This is a genomic window from Nocardia sp. NPDC058244 (assembly GCF_042882065.1).
GTDB lineage: Bacteria > Actinomycetota > Actinomycetes > Mycobacteriales > Mycobacteriaceae > Nocardia.
In genome coordinates this window covers 374,277-393,442 of sequence record NZ_JBHVWX010000001.1, presented here as the reverse complement: position 1 = coordinate 393,442, position 19,166 = coordinate 374,277, and the positions used below count along the sequence as shown (strand labels likewise).

At 68.7% G+C, this 19,166-nt stretch carries 16 protein-coding genes and 1 tRNA gene; 6 read left to right on the top strand and 11 right to left on the bottom strand.

Annotated elements, in window-relative coordinates; translation table 11 throughout:
- Positions 1-54: 54 nt before the first annotated feature.
- Entirely contained in the window at positions 55-909 is an 855-nt protein-coding gene (locus ACFVW6_RS01810) for an NRDE family protein (protein WP_378824177.1), read from the top strand.
- Between the two features lie 57 nt (positions 910-966).
- Here the strand turns inward: ACFVW6_RS01810 and ACFVW6_RS01805 are convergent, their stop codons facing one another.
- The gene (locus tag ACFVW6_RS01805) at positions 967-1,665 is read right to left on the bottom strand and encodes a hypothetical protein (RefSeq protein WP_365008913.1); all 699 of its coding nucleotides are present in this window, start codon (positions 1,663-1,665) and stop codon (positions 967-969) included.
- A 506-nt stretch (positions 1,666-2,171) separates the two neighbouring features.
- On the opposite strand from ACFVW6_RS01805, the gene ACFVW6_RS01800 reads away from it, so the two are divergent.
- A complete protein-coding gene (locus tag ACFVW6_RS01800) occupies positions 2,172-5,345 on the top strand; it encodes a (Fe-S)-binding protein (protein ID WP_378824178.1) in 3,174 nt (1,057 codons plus the stop codon).
- A gap of 97 nt (positions 5,346-5,442) precedes the next feature.
- Here ACFVW6_RS01800 and ACFVW6_RS01795 read toward each other — a convergent pair whose 3' ends face one another.
- A complete protein-coding gene (locus ACFVW6_RS01795; protein ID WP_378824179.1) occupies positions 5,443-5,862 on the bottom strand; it encodes a hypothetical protein in 420 nt (139 codons plus the stop codon).
- A gap of 192 nt (positions 5,863-6,054) precedes the next feature.
- Positions 6,055-6,579: a YdcF family protein gene (locus ACFVW6_RS01790; RefSeq protein WP_378824180.1), complete on the bottom strand. Its 525-nt coding sequence runs from the start codon at positions 6,577-6,579 to the stop codon at positions 6,055-6,057.
- Between the two features lie 231 nt (positions 6,580-6,810).
- Here ACFVW6_RS01790 and ACFVW6_RS01785 point away from each other — a divergent pair, with 231 nt between their 5' ends.
- Together ACFVW6_RS01785 and ACFVW6_RS01780 are read left to right on the top strand one after the other, a co-directional pair.
- A complete protein-coding gene (locus tag ACFVW6_RS01785) occupies positions 6,811-8,133 on the top strand; it encodes a UDP-glucose/GDP-mannose dehydrogenase family protein (protein WP_357342175.1) in 1,323 nt (440 codons plus the stop codon).
- A gap of 87 nt (positions 8,134-8,220) precedes the next feature.
- Complete coding sequence (locus tag ACFVW6_RS01780) at positions 8,221-9,582, top strand: Hsp70 family protein (protein ID WP_378824181.1); 1,362 nt, start codon at positions 8,221-8,223, stop codon at positions 9,580-9,582.
- Between the two features lie 3 nt (positions 9,583-9,585).
- Here the strand turns inward: ACFVW6_RS01780 and ACFVW6_RS01775 are convergent, their stop codons facing one another.
- The 3 genes from ACFVW6_RS01775 to ACFVW6_RS01765 form a co-directional block, all read right to left on the bottom strand.
- A complete protein-coding gene (locus ACFVW6_RS01775; protein WP_378824182.1) occupies positions 9,586-10,863 on the bottom strand; it encodes a YibE/F family protein in 1,278 nt (425 codons plus the stop codon).
- A gap of 462 nt (positions 10,864-11,325) precedes the next feature.
- On the bottom strand, positions 11,326-12,579 hold the full coding sequence (locus ACFVW6_RS01770; protein WP_218716750.1) for a pyridoxal phosphate-dependent aminotransferase: 1,254 nt from the start codon (positions 12,577-12,579) through the stop codon (positions 11,326-11,328).
- Between the two features lie 40 nt (positions 12,580-12,619).
- Positions 12,620-13,882 carry an XRE family transcriptional regulator gene (locus tag ACFVW6_RS01765; protein ID WP_355274864.1) on the bottom strand — a complete coding sequence of 421 codons (1,263 nt, stop codon included), beginning with the start codon at positions 13,880-13,882 and terminating at the stop codon, positions 12,620-12,622.
- A gap of 202 nt (positions 13,883-14,084) precedes the next feature.
- Between ACFVW6_RS01765 and ACFVW6_RS01760 the strand changes: the two genes are divergently transcribed.
- The gene (locus ACFVW6_RS01760; RefSeq protein WP_378824183.1) at positions 14,085-14,597 is read left to right on the top strand and encodes a hypothetical protein; all 513 of its coding nucleotides are present in this window, start codon (positions 14,085-14,087) and stop codon (positions 14,595-14,597) included.
- Here the strand turns inward: ACFVW6_RS01760 and dcd are convergent.
- On the bottom strand, positions 14,510-15,109 hold the full coding sequence (gene dcd, locus ACFVW6_RS01755) for a dCTP deaminase (RefSeq protein ID WP_355274869.1): 600 nt from the start codon (positions 15,107-15,109) through the stop codon (positions 14,510-14,512). The genes ACFVW6_RS01760 and dcd overlap by 88 nt on opposite strands.
- A 128-nt stretch (positions 15,110-15,237) precedes the next feature.
- The gene (locus tag ACFVW6_RS01750; protein ID WP_378824184.1) at positions 15,238-15,657 is read right to left on the bottom strand and encodes a hypothetical protein; all 420 of its coding nucleotides are present in this window, start codon (positions 15,655-15,657) and stop codon (positions 15,238-15,240) included.
- Positions 15,658-15,943: 286 nt separating this feature from the next.
- On the opposite strand from ACFVW6_RS01750, the gene ACFVW6_RS01745 reads away from it, so the two are divergent.
- Positions 15,944-16,014, top strand: a tRNA-Gly gene (locus ACFVW6_RS01745).
- Between the two features lie 96 nt (positions 16,015-16,110).
- Here the strand turns inward: ACFVW6_RS01745 and ACFVW6_RS01740 are convergent.
- From ACFVW6_RS01740 to ACFVW6_RS01730, 3 genes are all read right to left on the bottom strand, one after another.
- A complete protein-coding gene (locus tag ACFVW6_RS01740) occupies positions 16,111-17,106 on the bottom strand; it encodes a tyrosine-type recombinase/integrase (protein WP_378824185.1) in 996 nt (331 codons plus the stop codon).
- Positions 17,107-17,237: 131 nt separating this feature from the next.
- Positions 17,238-17,444, bottom strand: a complete 207-nt coding sequence (locus ACFVW6_RS01735) for an excisionase (protein ID WP_378824186.1) — start codon at positions 17,442-17,444, stop codon at positions 17,238-17,240.
- A gap of 13 nt (positions 17,445-17,457) precedes the next feature.
- Positions 17,458-19,149, bottom strand: coding sequence for a replication initiator (locus tag ACFVW6_RS01730; protein WP_378824187.1), 1,692 nt, complete (start codon positions 19,147-19,149; stop codon positions 17,458-17,460).
- Between the last annotated feature and the right edge of the window lie 17 nt (positions 19,150-19,166).

Below are 19,166 nucleotides of genomic sequence, written 5' to 3'. Positions count from 1 at the left end.
GGCCGGTAGCAGTGCGCTACCGGCCTTTTCGGTGTCCAGGGCATGCTTGGGGTCATGTGTCTGGTTCTGCTCGCCTGGCGAGCGCACCCCGAGTACCGGCTGATCGTGGCCGCCAACCGGGACGAGTTCTACACCCGCGCGACCGAGTCGCTGCGCTACTGGCCGGAGGAGCCCGGGCTGCTGGCCGGACGTGATCTGGGCGCGATCGCGGTGGGCACCTGGCTGGGCCTGCGCACCGACGCGGCCCGCTTCGCCGCGGTCACCAATGTCCGTGATCCCCAGGACACCCCCGCGCGCCCGCGTTCCCGCGGGGCGCTGTTGATGGACTACCTGCGCGGCGCTGACCGCCCGCCCGAGTATCTGGCCGACGTGGCCGGGGCCGCTCCCGACGCCTACGTGGGCTACAACCTGCTGGTCAGCGATCTGCGCAGCCTGTGGTGGCAGTCGAACCGCAGCGGCGTGGGCCCCACCGAGCTGGCGCCGGGGCTGCACGGGCTGTCCAACGCGGCGCACGTGGCGACCGTGCCCGGATCCGTCCACAGCGATCCCCAGGCCCGCCCGGCGGTGCTCGGCGCCGGCGCCCCGCCGCTGTGGCCGAAGGTCGACAGCGGCCTGACCGGCCTGCGCGACATCGTCGCCACCGCACCGGATTCCGTCGACGACTACTTCACCCTGCTGGCCGACCGCACCGAGGCGCCCGACGACCGCCTGCCGCACACCGGCATCCCCCTGGAATTCGAGCGGTCCGTCTCCGCGCGCTTCGTCGCCCACGATCTGCACGGCACCCGCGCGAGCACCGTGCTGCTGATTCGCGAGGACGGTCGCTACACCATGGCCGAGCGCACGTTCGGCCGCCACGGGGTCGCTGACGGCGCGAAATCGGTGTCCGGGGAGCTGGTCCTGGACTGAGAAACGCGGAAGGCCCCGCTCCGGATCGGAGCGGGGCCTTCGCGGTACGGCGGTGGATCAGTTGGCCGGAGCGGCTTCCGGCGCGGGGGCGGCGACAGCCTTCGGCTTCTCGGCCCACACGGTGGTGCCCTCGGGCGCCTGCATCACGCTGAGCAGCTCGACGCCCGCGGCCAGCATGGTCGGGCCGCCGATGGCGATCATGCCCAGGATGCCACCGACAGCGGCACCCAGCGGCAGGCCGGCGAGGCAGCCGACACCGAACAGCGGCAGACCGAAGACGCAGCCGACGAGGGCGCCGATGGCGGTGCCGACGAAGGTGCCGATGGCGGTACCGATGCTGAACTTGCTGGCGAAGTCGTTGATCGCCTTCTGGTTCTCCTGCGCGGAGGCGATCGGCGAGGCCTTGAGGACCGGCTTCACGCCGACCGGCTCGGTGCCCACCTGCAGGCCCTCGGGCTTCTCCGGGGTCAGCTCGAGGACGGTGCTGTCCTTCGTGACGGCGGACTTGGTCGGGATCTCGGTGCCGTTGACGGTGAAGTCGATCGGCAGCGACACGACCGTGGCACCGGTGGTGTCCTTGATCTCGGCGACCTTGGTCTTCGGCGCTTCGGGGGTCTCGCCGTCCTGCTCGACGATCGCGAAGGTGCCGTTCTGCAGGGTGGCGACGATGGTCTTGTCGACCAGCTTCACCGAGTACTTGATGTCCTGAGCCGCGGGAACGGGCTCAGCGTGCGCGGTCCCCAGCGACACGGTCATGGCGCCGATAACCAGTGCGGCAGCCGCAGTGGTCCTACGGAAGTTCATTAAGGTTCCAATCCATCAGGTGTGGTGCGGCGTGCGATCCGCGACACGCGAGACTCGTCAAGCAGGGACACACCGTGAGGTGTCCCTTACTTCTCCCCGAGCAGTGTGAAGACCGGCACAGCAGACAGAACAGCTGGAGCCTAATGGACCGAATCCGCTGAGGCCAGAAGGAATCTCGACAGCCGGAGTAAGCCTGTCCTTAGCTCCGTCGCAGATCACGCACGGTTTACGGTGTTCACCAGCAGCCCTAGGAACCTTTCGGCAAACATTTATGTGACATTGCTCACAGGCAAAACCTAGGTCAAGCCGCAGTAAACAAGGTCAGAGCGCAAATGCCGATCCTACGGTGGACACCGGTAGTTACTGGCCGGTAACTTAGCGCCGGTTACGATACGAGCCAACCGGGTGAGTCCGTCTCGCCCAAGACCCTCGTGTTGCCTCTAAAGAAAGGTCGCGACATGAATGCCCTGACAATCACGTTGGGCACGATTGGAGCACTGCTCAGCCTGTTGTGTTGGGCGTCGTTCCTCAGCGGCGCGTGGAAGATCGGCAAGGCCGTGACGATCGGCCAGTCCGCGCCGGATCGGTGGCGACCGTTCTTCCCGCGATTCAAGACCATGATCGTGGAGTTCATCGCGCACACGCGGATGAACAAGTTCCGCACCGTCGGCTGGGCGCACTGGCTGGTCATGATCGGCTTCCTCGCCGGTGCGCAGTTCTGGTTCATGGCCTACGGGCAGACCTTCGATCCCACCTGGTCGTGGCCGTTCATCGGCGAGACCTGGTGGTTCCATCTCGGTGACGAGATCCTCGGCGTCGGCACCGTCGTCGGCATCGCGACGCTGATGATCATCCGCCAGCTGAACCACCCGCGCCTGCCCGCGCGCCTGTCGCGCTTCAGCGGCTCGAAGTTCGGTCCGGCGTACTTCGTCGAGTGGGTCGTGCTCACCGAAGGCATCGGCATGGTGCTGGTGAAGGCCGGTGTGCTGTCGCTGACCGGGCACTCCACCTGGACCGACCCGATCACCGGGCAGATCGCCAAGATCATCCCGGCCAACGTCACGCTGATCTCGATCTTCGCGTTCGTCAAGCTGATGTCCGGCATGGTCTGGCTGTTCGTGGTCGGCCGCAACATCACCTGGGGCGTGGCCTGGCACCGGTTCTCGGCCTTCCCGAACATCTACTTCAAGCGTGAGGCCGACGGCAGCGTCGCCCTCGGCGCGGCCAAGCCGATGATGTCCAACGGCAAGGTCCTGGACATGGAGAACGTCGACCCCGATGTCGACAACCTCGGTGTCGGCCGCATGGAGGACTTCTCCTGGAAGGGCTGGCTGGACTTCAGCACCTGCACCGAGTGCGGTCGCTGCCAGTCGCAGTGCCCCGCCTGGAACACCGGCAAGCCGCTCTCGCCCAAGCTGCTGATCATGTCGCTGCGCGACCACGGCTACGCCGCCGCGCCGTACCTGCTGGCCGGTGGCCGCAAGGATCCCGGTGGCGACGAGATCGGCCTGGTCGACGCCGACGGCAAGCCCGACGAGGCGAAGCTGGCCAAGATCCCCGAGGCCGCGCGCCTCGAGGCCGAGCGCCCGCTGATCGGTGGCGAAGACGTCAACGGCGTCATCGACCCCGAGGTCCTGTGGAGCTGCACCAGCTGTGGCGCCTGCGTCGAGCAGTGCCCGGTGGACATCGAGCACGTCGACCACATCATCGACATGCGCCGCTACCAGGTGCTGATCGAGTCGGAGTTCCCGTCCGAGCTCGCCGGTCTGTTCAAGAACCTGGAGAACAAGGGCAACCCGTGGGGCCAGAACTCCAAGGACCGCCTCAACTGGATCAAGGAAGTCGACTTCGACATTCCGGTCTTCGGCAAGGACGCCGACAGCTTCGACGGCTACGAGTACCTGTTCTGGGTCGGCTGCGCCGGCGCCTACGAGGACCGCGCCAAGAAGACCACCAAGGCGGTCGCCGAGCTGCTCGCCACCGCGGGCACCAAGTTCATGGTGCTCGGCGCCGAGGAGACCTGCACCGGTGACTCGGCCCGCCGCGCGGGCAACGAGTTCCTCTTCCAGCAGCTGGCCATGCAGAACATCGAGGTCATCAACTCGGTGTTCGAGGGTGTCGAGCAGTCGAAGAAGAAGATCGTCGTCACCTGTGCGCACTGCTTCAACGCGCTCAACAACGAGTACCCGCAGGTCGGCGGCACCTACGAGGTCGTGCACCACACTCAGCTGCTGAACCGCCTGGTGCGGCAGAAGAAGCTGGTGCCGGTGGCCTCGGTGTCGCAGAACATCACCTACCACGACCCCTGCTACCTGGGTCGGCACAACAAGATCTACAACGCGCCGCGTGAGCTCATGGCGGCCTCGGGTTCGACTCTGGTCGAGATGCCGCGCCACGGCGAGCGGTCCATGTGCTGTGGTGCCGGTGGCGCCCGGATGTGGATGGAAGAGCAGCTCGGCAAGCGCATCAACGTCGACCGCGTGGACGAGGCACTGTCCACCAACCCGACCAAGATCGCGACCGGCTGCCCGTTCTGCCGCGTCATGCTCACCGACGGTGTCACCGCGCGTCAGGAGCAGGGTCAGGGCGAGGGCGTCGAGGTCGTCGACGTCGCGCAGCTGATGCTCGACTCGATCACCCGGGTCGACGCCGCCGAGCTGTCGGCGAACCTGCTCGTCGTCCAGGAGCCGAAGGCCGAACCGGAGCCCGAGCCCGAGCCGGAACCCGCGCCGGTCGCCGAGGTGGCCGAGGAGGCCGCCCCGAAGGCCGCGCCGACCGGTGGTGGCCTCGGCATGAAGGGCGCCGCCAAGGCGCCCGGTGGCGGACTCGGCATGAAGGGTGCCGCCAAGGCGCCGGGTGCGCAGGCGCCCGCCGCCGAAGCCGCGCCTGCCGCGGCCGCACCCGCCAAGGGTCTGGGCATGAAGGGTGCCGCGAAGGCGCCCGGTGGCGGCCTCGGCATGAAGGGCGGTGCGAAGGCGCCGGGTGCGAAGGCAGCCGACGCGGCGCCCGCCGCCGAGACCGCGGCCCCCGCGGCCCCGGTCAAGGGTCTTGGCATGAAGGGTGCCGCCAAGGCGCCCGGTGGCGGACTCGGCATGAAGGGTGGCGCGAAGGCCCCCGGCGCGAAGGCTCCGGCCGCTCCCGCCGAAGCCGCGGCGCCCGCCGAAGCCGCACCCGCACCGGCCGCCCCGCCGGTCAAGGGTCTCGGCATGAAGGGCGGTGCCAAGGCTCCGGGTGCGAAGGCTCCCGGCGCGAAGGCCCCCGCCGCCGCGGCTCCGGCCGCCGCTCCGGCAGCAGCAGCGGCCCCGGCCGCCGAAGCTCCCGCCGCGGAACCGGTCTCGGCCCCCACCGAGACCAAGCCGACGGTCGCCGCCAAGGGCCTGGCCATGAAGTCCGGCTTCAAGCGCCCCGGCCCGAAGGCCCCCGGCGCCGCAGCCCCGGCCACCCCGGCCCCGGCTGAGCCGACGGCCCAGGCGGAGCCGACGGCCCCCGCCGAGCCCGAAGCCACGGCGGAACCGGCCACCCCGGCCGAGCCCACCAACGGCAACGGCACCCCGCCGGTGGCCCCGCCGACCGCCAAGCCCGGCGGCCTCGGCTTCAAGTCCGGCGCGAAGGCCCCCGGCCGCAAGAACTGACAACTGAACACAGCGAGAGGCGCGGATTCCCCGGAATCCGCGCCTCACTCGCGTTCACGCCTTCTGCGACGGACCGGTCCGCAGACTCAGGAAGTGTTCAGCACTGGCTGGGCTCGTCGGTCTTCACCACCGACAGCACCGCTTCTGCCTCCCCGATCGGCATCCCTGGTGCCGGTTCTTGGGCGACGACAACCCAATTGCGGTCCATCACCTGTGCCCGGCCACGGCCGCTGGCATCTTTGGACTGGGAGAAGAACACACCCGCGGCCTGGATCGTGTCCTGCGCCGCCTGCAGGTTCATACACACCACCGCGGGCATCAGCGCCGCGGGCGCTGGAGCGGCAGCGGGCGCCGTGGTCACCGGCGGACCGGCTGCCACCGGTGCGGAAGACGTCGCCGATGGCACGACCACCGAGGAGCCGGCCGCGGCGACTGTGGTGGGCGGCGGCACCGCGACCGACGAGGTCTGCGCACCCGATGCGCTCTCGACCGCACAGCCCGTCGCCCCGATCAGCACTACCGTGGCTACACCGATCAACCGTCCAGCCACCGTCACATGTTTCATTTCCGATCTCCCCTGCTCACAGACGTCAGGACGGCCTCGTGACCGCCCCACCGCGCTCCCCCCGACAGGAGTGCTGCGCGAGCGTATACCCACCACGGCAACCGAAAAGCCGGTACTGGCAAGTAGTTGGCAACTGAATTCGCGTCAGCAGTCGGCGAACCAGGCCTTGACGTATCCCGCCGACTGATAGGCGTAGTCCCAGGCCCAGCGGGCCGGGGAGAGGTGGGGTTTCGGGTCGACGAAGAGGAGTTCGCCCGGCCAGCAGCTGCCGAGGAGGTAGCGGGCGCGGGAGATGTGCGGGGTGAAGGTGACGACGATGACGCGGGTCCAGCCGGCGCCGAGGCGGGCCAGTTCGCGGCCTTCGCCGAGGGTGGTGCGGGGGCTGGGGTCGAAGCAGATGACCTCGAAGCTGTAGCCGCCGTGGCAGATCCGGTTCACCATCGGGCTGTGTTCATAGGGGTTGGAGACGAGGACGCGGGGTGCGTAGCCCTCGGCCGCCAGTCGCAAGCCGAGCTGTTCGCGACCGTCGTGCGCGCCGCCGAGGACCAGGATCGCGTCGGCGGGCAGCGGCACGTCGACGCGCGGGCGCACATACACCGGCCACAGCGCGGCCACCGCGACGATCACCGCGAGCAGCAGCGCACCGAGGACGACAACGGACCGGCGCACCGGCCCGATGCTAGCGACGCGCGACCACCCCACCCCACCGACACGTCCACTCCCGCGGACACCCTGCACACCCACGATCCGAACCTTGCACCCCAACAGCACCCATCGCCGCAGGTAGCGGCCTCGCGAAAGCCGCCGACCAGCCGATGTCTCCCCCTGTACACCAGATGTTGCGCCCGCTCTTGCCTCGCTGACGCGGCGTAGCCACGCGCGCGGCTTACCAACTGAACTATGCGATGCACAGTCTTCGGAACGGGGTACCTGGGGGCCACGCATGCCGCGTGTATGGCCGAGCTGGGGCACGATGTGGTCGGGGTGGATGTGGATCCCGGCAAGGTGGCCAAACTGGCCGACGGTGTGGTGCCGTTCTACGAACCCGGTCTGGACGAGGTGCTCCAGCGCAACCTCGCCGCCGGCCGCCTGCGGTTCACCACCGACTACGAGGACGCCGCGGCCCACGCCGACGTGCACTTCCTCGGTGTCGGCACACCGCAGAAGAAGGGCGAGTACGGCGCCGACCTGAAATACGTCCACGCCGTGGTCGACACGCTGGCGCCGATGCTGGAGCGCCCGGCGATGATCGTCGGCAAGTCCACCGTGCCGGTCGGCACCGCCGCGGCCCTGGGGGAACGGGCTCGCGCGGCCGCGAACGTCGACGTCGAGGTGGCCTGGAACCCGGAGTTCCTGCGCGAGGGCTTCGCCGTGCAGGACACCCTGCGCCCGGATCGCCTTGTCCTCGGCATCGACCACGCCCGGGAACGATCGACCTGGGTCGAGGAGCAGATCCGCGAGATCTACGCCGATCTGATCGCCGCCGAGATCCCCTTCCTGCTCACCGATCTGGCCACCGCCGAACTGGTGAAGGTCTCGGCGAACGCCTTCCTGGCGACCAAGATCTCGTTCATCAACGCGGTCTCGGAGGTCTGCGAGGCGACCGGCGCCGATGTGACGATGCTGGCCGACGCGCTCGGCTACGACGCCCGGATCGGCCGCCGATTCCTCAACGCCGGACTCGGTTTCGGCGGCGGCTGCCTGCCCAAGGACATCCGCGCGTTCATGGCCCGCTCCGGTGAGCTGGGCGCCGATCACGCGGTGGCGTTCCTGCGCGAGGTCGACAACATCAACATGCGCCGCCGCACCAAGGTGGTCGACATGGCCGCGCGGGCCTGCGGCGGCTCGCTGCTGGGCGCGAACGTGGCGGTCCTGGGCGCGGCGTTCAAGCCGGAGTCCGACGACGTGCGCGATTCGCCCGCGCTGAACGTCGCCGGGATGATCCAGCTGCACGGCGCGGTCGTCACCGTGTACGACCCGAAGGCGGTGGAGAATTCGCGGCGGGTCTTCCCGACGCTGAACTACGCCACCTCGGTCGCCGAGGCCTGCGATCGCGCCGACGTGGTCCTGGTCCTGACCGAATGGAACGAGTTCACGGCATTGACCCCCGCCGATCTGGATCCGGTGGTGCGGACCCGGTCGATCATCGACGGCCGCAATTGCCTGGACCGTACTGCCTGGCGGGACGCCGGGTGGGTGTACGCCGGACTCGGTACCCCGTAGAGTGGCGATCCAAGCGGGGGCTGCCGGGCATGGTTCCGAGTGTGCAGGCTCCGCATGTCGTGCAGTAGGGAACGAGATGGGCAGCTGATGAGCGCGGTATTGGGAGTATCGGTGGGCGCCGGCACGGTGCGCCTCGCGCGCCCGCAACACGGTGGTCCCCACGGATTCGTCCCGCCGTATTCGTTCGAGCTGCACACCATCTCGATGCCCGAGCACCAGGCCGAGGAATCGGCCGCCGACACGATCGCCGCGACGCTGGCCGCCGCGCCCGAGGTCGCGGCCACCACGGTCACCTTCCGCAGTGAACCGCAGGCCAGGGCGATCCGGGCCGCGATGGCCCGGCGTCAGCTCACCAACTATCAGCTGGTTCCCGAAGCGGTTGCCGCCGTGCACTTCGCGCACGCGACCACCGATATGCGCGAGGTGTCCACGCTGGCGGTCTACGACCTGGGCAGTTCGGGTCTGACGGTGAGCGTGGTCAACGCCCGCACCAGCGACGTCTACCAGTGCGAGCGGATCAGCGACATCAGCGGCGACTACCTGGATTCGCTGATCCGGGAGCAGCAGATCGCCTCGGGCCGGATCGCGCACCCGGCCGACCCGGTGGGCCTGGCCGAGCTGGACGCGCTGTGCCGGGCCGCCAAGGAGCAGCTGTCGAGCACCAACGCCGTCGCGCTGCCCAGCGAGCAGGGCCTGGTACTGCTCACCCAGGAGAACTTCGAAGCGCTGATGATGCTGGCGATCGAGTCGTCGGCGCGGATGACCCGCGATGTGATCATCCGCGCGCAGCATCCCGTGCAGGCGATCATGGTGATCGGCGGCGGCGCGCGGATTCCGCTCATCGCCCGGGTGCTGGAGCGCACGATCGGGGTGCCGGTGATCGTGCCCGCCGAGCCGGAGACCGCGCTGGCCCGTGGCGCAGCGCTGCTCGCGCGGCCCGCGCAGGTCCAGCAGGCCCCCGCGAGCCCGGCTCCCGCCCCGATGACCGAGATCGACGACGCGACACCGGCCTGGCTGACCGCGCCCGCACGCCGTCGTCGGCCGCTGAGTTCGCTGACCAGCCGCAACGGCAACAATCGCCGCGAACTGAACGCCGCCGTGCTGACGGTGAGCTCGCTCGTGGTGGTCGCCGCGATCGGCCTCGGGCTCGGTTACGGCCCCGAGGTGCTAGAGCGCGGCAATTCCAGCGACGGCTCCCAGGCGGTGCCCGAGTCGACCGCGCCCCGGCCGACGCTGGCCGGCCCGTCCTCGGCGGCCGCCCCGACCACCGACGCGGTGCACGCGACGGTGGCCGCGCCGCCGGTGACCAGGCAGGACTCGCAGCCGACCACCTCGACCCCGCCGCCGCAGGGCCCCAACACCATCACCGTGGTGCCGGGGCTGCCGCCGATCGTGGTCCCGACGATCCCGCCGGTGGTGTTGCCCGGCTTCCCGCCGGCGGGCCAGTAGCGCTCAGTTCCTGGCGTGCCGGGCCCGCTGCGGCGGCGCGGCGACCTGCTTGGCGCCGAACGGCCGGGCCAGCAGCACCGCGATCAGGGTCGTCAACGGCACCGACAGGGCCAGCGCGATGCCACCGACCGCCGACCGCGCGATCTCGATGGCGACGGCGTCGCCGGTGAGCACGTCGTTGATGGACCGTCCGGCGACGCTGAACAGCAGCAGCAGCGGCAGCGCGCCACCGGCGTAGGCGAGCACCAGGGTGTAAACGGTGCTGGCGATGTGGTCGCGCCCGACCCGCATGGCCGCGGTGAAGATCTCCCCGCGGGACGCGCCTTCGTCGAGCGCGGCGAGCTCGAACGCCGCCGAGGCCTGGGTGATGGTGACGTCGTTGAGCACACCGAGCGAACCGATGATGAACCCGGCCAGCAGCAATCCGGTGATGCTGACGTGCTGGATGTAGGTGGCCACGTTGGTGTTCTGCTCTTCGGACAACCCGGTGAGATTGGTGATCTCGAGCGCCACCCAGGACAGCAGCGCCGCGACGAGCATCGAGGCGAGCGTGCCGAGCAGCGCGGAACTGGTGCGCAGGTTCACCCCGTGGGCGAGATAGAGCACCACGTAGAGGATCAGCGCGCCCGACACCAGCGCCACCGGGATCGCGGGCTTGCCGTCGAGCAGCGCGGGCAGCAGGAACATGACGACGACCGCGAACGCGAACACGAGCCCGAGCAGCGCCCGGAACCCGCGCCACCGCGCGACCACGCAGATGACGATCACGAACGCGAGCACGATCACCAGCAGCGGCAGTCCGCGCGAGTAGTCGTCGAAGTCGTAGATGGTCGTGCCGCTGGGGTCGGCCGCGCGCACGATCCGGATGTCGTCGCCCGCCCGCAGGTCGGGCTGTCCCGGTCCCGGCGCGATTTCGAACAGCGTCTTCTTGCCCTCGTCCGGTCCGGAGCGGATGTCGACCACGCTGCGCTGACAGGTGTAGGAGGCGGCCCGCGGCTCGATCGGCTGCCCGGTGAACACCCGCCCGTTCGACGGACTCCCGCACGGCCCGATGTCCTGCAGCACCACGGTCCCGGCCTCGGTCTGCACCGCCCCACCCGACACGGTCTGCATCGGCAACGGAATCTCGACATGCTGCGCGCTAGGCCACAGCATCGCGGTCGCCACCAGCACCACCACCCCGATCACCGCGAGCAGCCCCACAACGACCTTCGCCGCAGTGGCCCCGATAGCGATGGGCCCCGAATGATCGTGGTGATGGTGGTGATGATGATCGCTCACCGGGCAAAGCTTAAAGGATGTCGTTTTCAAGAACGACCCAGAGCAACCCCGCGACCACGCAAGAACATGGGTAACTCACCGGGAACGGGCTACCGAAACCCACCCACCAACCGCCGGCCGCCAACGCAAAACTCCCCGCGACTCAGGTCTGGCCTGAATCCCGGGGAGGCGGAACGTTGTGGGGGCGGCGGAGAGCAGGGGGATGTCTCCGCCGCCCGCAGGCAGGCGCCCAGGGGGGTAGGCGCGCTTACCTGAGGCTCTCGATTGTCCAGGGGGGGTAGACAACCGGGCCGGGCGCCGAAGCGCCGAGGACTACTGTACACAAAACTTGGACTTTTGCACTAGTAGCTCTTCAAAATCTCCGTGATTCCGAACTCGGAGTCTGTTTTGGTCTATCTATACAGATGACCAGATTGCCCAGACCCCTGAAACTCACTGGTCACGGCCCCGTGAGGTGAGGACTCACTGACGGTAACTGGCGAGGAAGTTACCGAACCGCTCGATCGCCACCGCCAGATCCCGTGCCCAGGGCAGGGTCACGATCCGGAGGTGGTCGGTGTCGGGCCAGTTGAACCCGGTGCCCTGCACCATCAGGATCTTCTCTTGCAACAACAGATCGAGCACAAGCTTCCCGTCGTCGTGGATCTCGTGCACATTCGGATCCAGTCGCGGGAAGGCGTACAGCGCGCCCCGCGGCTTCACGCAGGACACCCCGGGGATCATGTTGAGCCGCTCCCACGCCACGTCGCGCTGCTCGAGCAACCGCCCGCCGGGCAGGATCAGGTCCTCGATGCTCTGGTGCCCGCCGAGCGCCACCTGGATCGCGTGCTGGGCGGGCACGTTCGGGCACAGCCGCGAGGAGGCGAGCAGATCGATGCCCTCGAGGAAACCGGCCGCGTGCTCCTTGGGCCCGGTGATGGCCAGCCAGCCGGAGCGGTACCCCGCCACCCGGTACGCCTTGGACAGGCCGTTGAACGTCAGGCACAGCAGATCGGGCGCCAGCGAGGCCAGCGAGATGTGCTTGGCGTCGTCGTAGAGGATCTTGTCGTAGATCTCGTCGGCCAGCAGCAGCAGGCGATGCTTGCGCGCCAGGTCGACGATCTGCTGCAACACCTCCGCCGAGTACACCGCACCCGTCGGGTTGTTCGGGTTGATCACCAGCAGGGCCTTGGTCTTGTCGGTGATCTTCGATTCGATATCGGCGATATCGGGCTGCCAGCCGTTGGCCTCGTCGCACAGGTAGTGCACCGGGGTGCCGCCGGCCAGGCTGGTCATGGCCGTCCACAGCGGGTAGTCGGGCGCCGGGATCAGCACCTCGTCACCGTTGTCGAGCAGCGCCTGCATGGTGACGGTGATCAGCTCGGAAACGCCGTTGCCCAGGTAGACGTCGTCGACGTCGAGCTCGGGGAAACCGGGCACCAGCTCGTACCTGGTGACGATCGCGCGCCGCGCCGACAGGATGCCCTTGGACTCGGAGTACCCCTGCGCGTACGGCAGCGCCGCGATCATGTCGCGCATGATCACGTCGGGCGCCTCGAACCCGAACGGGGCGGGATTGCCGATGTTCAGCTTGAGGATGCGGTGCCCCTCGGCCTCCAAACGCGCCGCGTGTGCGTGTACCGGCCCACGGATCTCGTAGACCACGTCCTGCAGCTTCTTCGACTGCTCGAGAACGCGCGGCGGCACATGCGGCGATTGAGGACTCACCCGACCAATGGTGCCATCCGCCGCAAACCGGTTTCCGGCGCACCGCCCCTCATCTGCCTGGTGGCAGGCCCGCGGCGGCGGTGGCGCCACAGAATTCCTCGATCCGCTCGTCGAGCTGGCGGGCTTCGAGCGCGTCGCGATAGGCGGGCGCGGCGATCCGGCGCCGCACCCCGGTCAATCGCTCGCCGAGCTGGGCGATGCGGCGGTCCTCGGGCAAGCCCAGGACCGGGCGCAGGGCGTCGGCGGCGCCGTCGATGCTGCCGTTGATGAGGTGGGCCGCGGCGTTGTCGACCCGGGCCAGGGATTCGGCGCCGTAGGAGCGCTGCAGGGCGGGCCCGCTGGAGTACAGGGTGATGGCCCGTTCGGTGGCGGCCAGCGCCTGCTCGGCGCGGCCGAGCTGGATGCAGGTGGCGCCCGCGTAGTAGGCGGCCTTCGGCGCGCCGAAGCCGAACACGCCGCCGATCTCGTCGTGCAATTCGTCGCGCCGGTCGCTGACGACCGTCTCGGCGGCACGCAGGCACCGGTCGGTCTCGGCGTCGCTGCCCAGCCGCGCCCACACCCTGGCCTCGATATTGAGCAGCCGGACCCGGGCCAGGCCCTGCCCGGCGAATTCCTGACCGCTGCGCGCCAATTGGACCGCGTTGCGCGGCCGGTCCGACCAGTTCTCGATCAGCGCGTGCATGCCGCGGGTCCACGCGCGTAAGCCGTTGTGCCCGCTGAGTTCGGCGTAGGCCCAAGCGGCCCTGATCTGTTCGCCCGCGGCGTCGAGGTACCCCAGGTCGGTGCTGGCGTTGGCCATCAGCCCCGACAGGGTGCCCGCGAGCAGGTAGAGGTGACTGGTGTCGCCGGGCTTCTGCTGCCCGTCGAGTAGTCGGTACACCCGGCGCCGCACCCGCAGCATCTCGACCATCATCGGCGCGGGCGCGGCGTGCACGTACTCGTTGGCGATGCGCCGGACGTCGGCGTCGAGCTGTGCCAGCGTCGTCGCGCCCACATTGGTGCTCTCCGCCGCGGCCGCGTGTTCGCTCGCCTCGTGCGCAGCCGCCATGATCAACTCCCTCTCCGACATCACCTCGGACACAGCGCCTTTGATCGCACCGGCGTCGACGAAAGCGAGCAGGTCGGCGTCGGCGCCGGTGGGCGCCAAAAGAGTAGAGAAACGTGCGCGGACGACGTCGTCGGACCGAGCCAGCGACGTGTCGAGCGCGGCTTGATTCACCGGCCGCGGACGCACCCGCGCGCCACCGGCCTCCCATTTCGAGACCAGGCGTTCGTGCACGCCGAGATGAGCCGCGAACTCCCGGATGCTCATTCGTTTGGCATCGCGAAGAGCTCTGGCCTCCCTGCCTGTCCACTCCCCGACCACGGCGTCACCTCATCCGACGGACTACTGCCTCCAGAGTACGAGTGCGACAGTGAGACACACCACATCTTCGCGGAATCGGTTGCCTGAGGCAGTGAAAGGGCGGTGCGGGGCAGTGGTCGCGCGCACGCGTAGCAGCGATCCTGGAAAGGTGGAAGCCAGAACTGTCGATGACTGGGTGTCTTGCTACCAGCGCGAATTCGGGCTACCCGTTCGCGAGCGCGGTGGCTTCGTGATGCTGCCGATCACCGATCGGCTCTGCGTGGTGCATCTGCCGACCACGCGGGCCGAGTCGGTGCTCGCGACCTTACGGGAGCAACGCCGGGCCGGTCCGGTGCTGGCCAGGCAGATCCGCTGGAGCCTGCTCACCGAACCCGACGCCCGGCCACCGGCCGAGGTGATCACCGAGCTGGCGGGTCTCGATATCGATATCCCCGGCGTCGGCAGCGCGGTCATGCTGCCGACCAGCCTGGGCCGCTGGAGCCGCGAGGGCTGTCACTGGGTGCGGCCACCGAGCCGCGAGGACGTGCTGCCGCCGCTGTCGCTGGTGCTGCACCTGGCGCTGGCGGTGACCCCTCAGCGGGTCTCGACGGCGCTGAGCGAGGCGGGCGGCAAGGGGAAGTTGAGGTACGACCGCGACGGCGTCGGCCCGCGCTGCCCCTGATACTTCGAGCCCGCCGCGGCGCTGCCGTACGGGTGCTCGGCCGGGCTGCTCAACCGGATCAGGCACAGCTGCCCGATCTTCATCCCCGGCCACAGCGTGATGGGCAGGTTCGCCACGTTCGACAGCTCCAGGGTGATGTGCCCGCTGAACCCCGGGTCGATGAACCCCGCCGTCGAGTGGGTGAGCAGCCCGAGCCTGCCCAGGCTCGACTTGCCCTCCAGCCGCCCGGCCAGGTCGTCGGGCAGCGAGCACACCTCGAGCGTGGACCCGAGCACGAACTCGCCGGGGTGCAGCACGAACGGCTCACCCGGCTTGGGCTCGACCAGGCTGGTCAGCTCGTCCTGCTGCATGGCCGGGTCGATGTGGGTGTAGCGACTGTTGTCGAACACCCGGAACAACCCGTCCAGGCGCACGTCGATGCTCGACGGCTGCACCATCGAATCCAGCATCGGTTCGACACCGAGACGCCCAGCGGCGATCTCGGCCCGGATGTCACGATCGGAGAGCAGCACGCGCCCAGTGTAAGCAGCCTGATGCCGCAGGTAGACCGCCCCCACCCCCGGAGCGCGCGGGCACCCGTGTCGGTGGCCTCGGCGAATCGATGTCACCGGCGAGGCCACCGACGGCGGAATGCCGGGCGCTACTGCGTCGGCTGGACGATGCCGCCGGGCCCGGTCGGCGGTGACTTCACGGTCGGGTTGACGATGCCGCCCGGTCCCGTCGGCGGCGGCGCCGCCGTGGTCGGGTTCACGATCCCACCGGGGCCGGTCGGCGGCGGCGCCTCGGTGGTCGGGTTCACGATCCCGCCCGGCCCGGTCGGCGGCGCCTCGGTGTTCGGGTCGACGATGTCGCCCGGCCCGGCCGGTGGGACCGGCGCGTTGGTCTCGGCCGGCGGCGCGGTCGATTCCTGGTGACCGCCGTGCTCGGCCGACGTGGTCGTCGTCGCGCTGGTGGTCGTCTTACTGGTGGTAGTCCCGGTCTCGGACCCGGAATCGTCCGAGCACCCCGCCCCGAGCACGGCCAGCGCCGCGATCGCCGGAACCAACAGAACCCGCTTCATCCAGTCAGCCTTTCGCCATCCCGGCCCCACCCGACCCGACGCCACCGAGCCGAAACATCGAGCCGGAGAACCTGTTACGCCGCACACCGCGGCCCAACCGACCCCGCACGCAACGCTGACCAACTGTGCGGACCCGTCGACGCACTGTAGAACGCCACCCCGCCGAAACGACCCGATTTCACCCCGCCCACCCGTCAACACCGGTCGACGCCCACTCGCCGAATCAAAGAGTTGACCGGCACACGAGCCGGTCTGATAGAGTCGCGAACGCGTTCGATGAACGCACGCCGATGTAGTTCAATGGTAGAACTTCTGCTTCCCAAGCAGACAGCGCGGGTTCGATTCCCGTCATCGGCTCAACACGAAAGCCCCCAGGTCAACTGGGGGCTTTCGTCGTTTCTGCGGTTCTGGTCGGAACGCTCCCGATGGGCCGCCATGCCACACACGTGCCACTCAGGCACTGGAGCGGCCTTCCCGGTACTCCTTCGCCATCCGCGACAGATCGTCAGCGATGCGGCGTTCGGCGTCGTCGGTTGCCCGCTGGTATATCAGTGCTGCCCGCATGTCGTCGTGACCCATCCGCGCCATGAGATCCTTGGTCGACATTCCAGATTTCGACGCCCAGATGTTTCCCGCGTGCCGCAGGTCGTGGAAGTGGATTCCCGCGAGTCCAACCGAGGTCGCGACCTTCTTCCACTTCACGATTTGGGTGAAGTTCGACCGGCGCAGCGGATTCCCCCTCAGCCCGGTAAACACGTAAGCATCCGGCCGGTTGTCGACGTACATCAGCAGGTGCGCCAGAACGTCCCGGCGGATGTCTTCCGGGACGGTCAGCGTGCGGACACCAGCCCGCGACTTCGGCTGAGCCACCACCAGCCCCTGCCCCGCTATCTCCACCAGCGCCTTGCCAATTCGCACACTGGCCGCTCCATCGGCGAAGTCCGCACGCGTCAGCGCGGCAGCCTCGCCCCAGCGCAACGACAGGAACGCGGTAAGCAGGACAAGCACGCGGTATCTCTCCGGGACCGCGCCGGCAAGCGCGAACACCTGAGCAATGGACAACACCGGCCGATCCGGACTGTCTTCGTCTCCCGCGCCCTTGACCCGGCAGGGGTTGCGCGGGAGGATCCGATCCTCATCAACGGCGGTGTTCAGCGCAGCCCGCAGGAGCCTGTACGCCTTCGCGGTCGTGATCTCCGACGTGCCCGCCGCGAGGCGGTCCGAACGCCATTGCCGAACCATCGGAGTTGTGAGCTTGCCGAGCTCCGTACCACCGAGCGAAGTCGACCGGATGTGAGCGCGCAGTAGCCACCGGTACAAGTCGAGAGTCTTCGGCCGGAGGCGGGGGCGCTGGTCAATCCACCTTTCGATGTACTGATCAACGGCAATCTTGCTCCGCTCAGGGTCGATCCAGTCGCCGCTGAGAATCTGCACCTCGGTCGTCGACAACCACTGCTCGGCGGCCCTCTTTGTCGCAAAAGTTCTTGGTGCAGGCCGCATTTGGCCATCCGGGCCGCGGTAGCGCGCCTGCCATCGACCGGATGGCAGCTTTCGAAGGCTGCCGAATCCACGCTTTGCCACTACGCCACATCCTGATAGTTCGGCGCCACGTCAACCCGTCCGGCCTGCGCGAATTTCTCCAGGTCGGACGCCTTGAATCGGACGTGGCTGCCGACCTTGTAGAACACGACCCGACGTTCTGCGACCAACCGACGGATGAACCTCTCGCCAGTGCCGAGGTATTCGGCGGCACCTGCAACGGTCAGGTACTGCGAATCGACAGACATCTCCACTCCTCCCCTACGCTGCTACAGATTGCTGAACGAACGAATTGCCCTGTGGCCCTGACATTTCCTCGATGGCGAGGCGTGCCGCCGTGTACTCCGCGCGCCATTTCGAGCGAGCCGCAGCCAGCGCGATCACGAGGTGTTCGCGTGCTGGGGCGTCCTTGTCGCCGGGCGGGACCGGATACACGCGTAGGTGCGAGGTGGCGGGTTTGACGATGCCGACCGCGGCGAGCTGTTGCCGAACGAATTCCTGGCGTTCGGCCTTGTGGTCGGGCAGGGTCTTGCCGGTCCACTTCTTCGACACCAGGACCCGGCGCCCTGGCAAGCCGAGGGTGTCGCGGCGATGCGCTTTGCCGCCGCACCGGCCCGGGACGGTCTTGTCGGTGGCGCCCTGGGGAACGATGCCGTAGCGCAGCCAGACTCCGCACCGCGGCGAGCACGGCGTCACGCACAACTCCGCGTGCAGCCGGTCGTAGTGCTCGGCGACGCGGCGTGACCCGGGTTCGAGCAGGTCACCCACGCTCTTGGTGATGTATTTGGTCAGGTAGCCGACGCTGCGCTCGAACTTGTCGGTGCCGGCGAGGATCTGGATCGGCTTGGCCTGCTTGCCGAACCGGACCACGTGCGCGGGTTCGAGGTCGTCGACCTCATCCATCACCGCCAGTGCGTCTTCCCACGAGGTCAGCGGCGCCCCGGTATCGGGGTCGCAGAACGTGTCGGCGGTGTAGTCCCAGATCGGCATGTGCCCGTCGCGGTAGACCTCGCGGTCGAAGTGCGGCCACCAGATCTGCCGGTAGGTCGCGGCAGTCACCGCGGCCAGCAGCCTGTTCGACACCGATCCCCGGATCGCGATGTGCAGGTGCGGGGCACCGCGCTTCTGCGGTTCGACGGTGGCGAAGTACTGCACATCCCAGCCCACCGCGCGGCGCAGGTTCTGCACCCACCGATCGAACAGGGCGGCGAAGTGCACGATGTCGCGCGCGGAGCGGGCGTAGTCGTAGCTCTCGGGGTTGACCGGCGACCCGTCGGAGACCATCTTCTTGGCCTTGGGGTCGAACACCTCGTTGATGCGGCCGTAGGAGTCGCAGGTCAGGGTGAGGAACGTGGAGGGCTGGTAGCCGTTGTAGACGGCGCCGACAGTGCGCTTTTCGACCTTGCGGCGTGGCAGGTCGGGCACGTCTTGGCGGCGCCGGGTCGACTTGGCTTTGCGGCGGGGGCTCTCGTCCAGGGCGGGGAACCGGCCACGCACGCCGAGGTCGCGCAGCTCGGCGTCGAGGTCGGCCACCAACGCGGCGATGGATTCGGCGAGGTCGTGATCACCATCGCGGAGAGCGTCGTGGTACTGGCCGAACAACTCGGCGCGAGCGGTCAACAGCTCCCGCTGCGCATCGGTCGGTTCCACGACATCGTCCACGGGTTCGGCCTGCAAGCACCAGCCCTCGCGGCACTGGTCCATCCGCAACCGCTTGAATTCCTTCGCGCACGCCGGGCAGACCGCAGAGTCGCGGGACTTGCACGGCGCCCCGACGTAGCTGATCGTTCCGGTGCGGTCGTCGACAGCGCGCATGGGGATGACCCGCGCGCATACGCCTTCCTTCTCCGCGGCGCTGGTCGCAACGTCGCGCAGGTCAGGCAGGGCGCGGCGCTGGGCCGCGGTCATCTTGCCGACGGAGGCCGCAGGAGCGGAATCAGTAGTGGCGTTCATCGTGTGGCCTCCTCAGC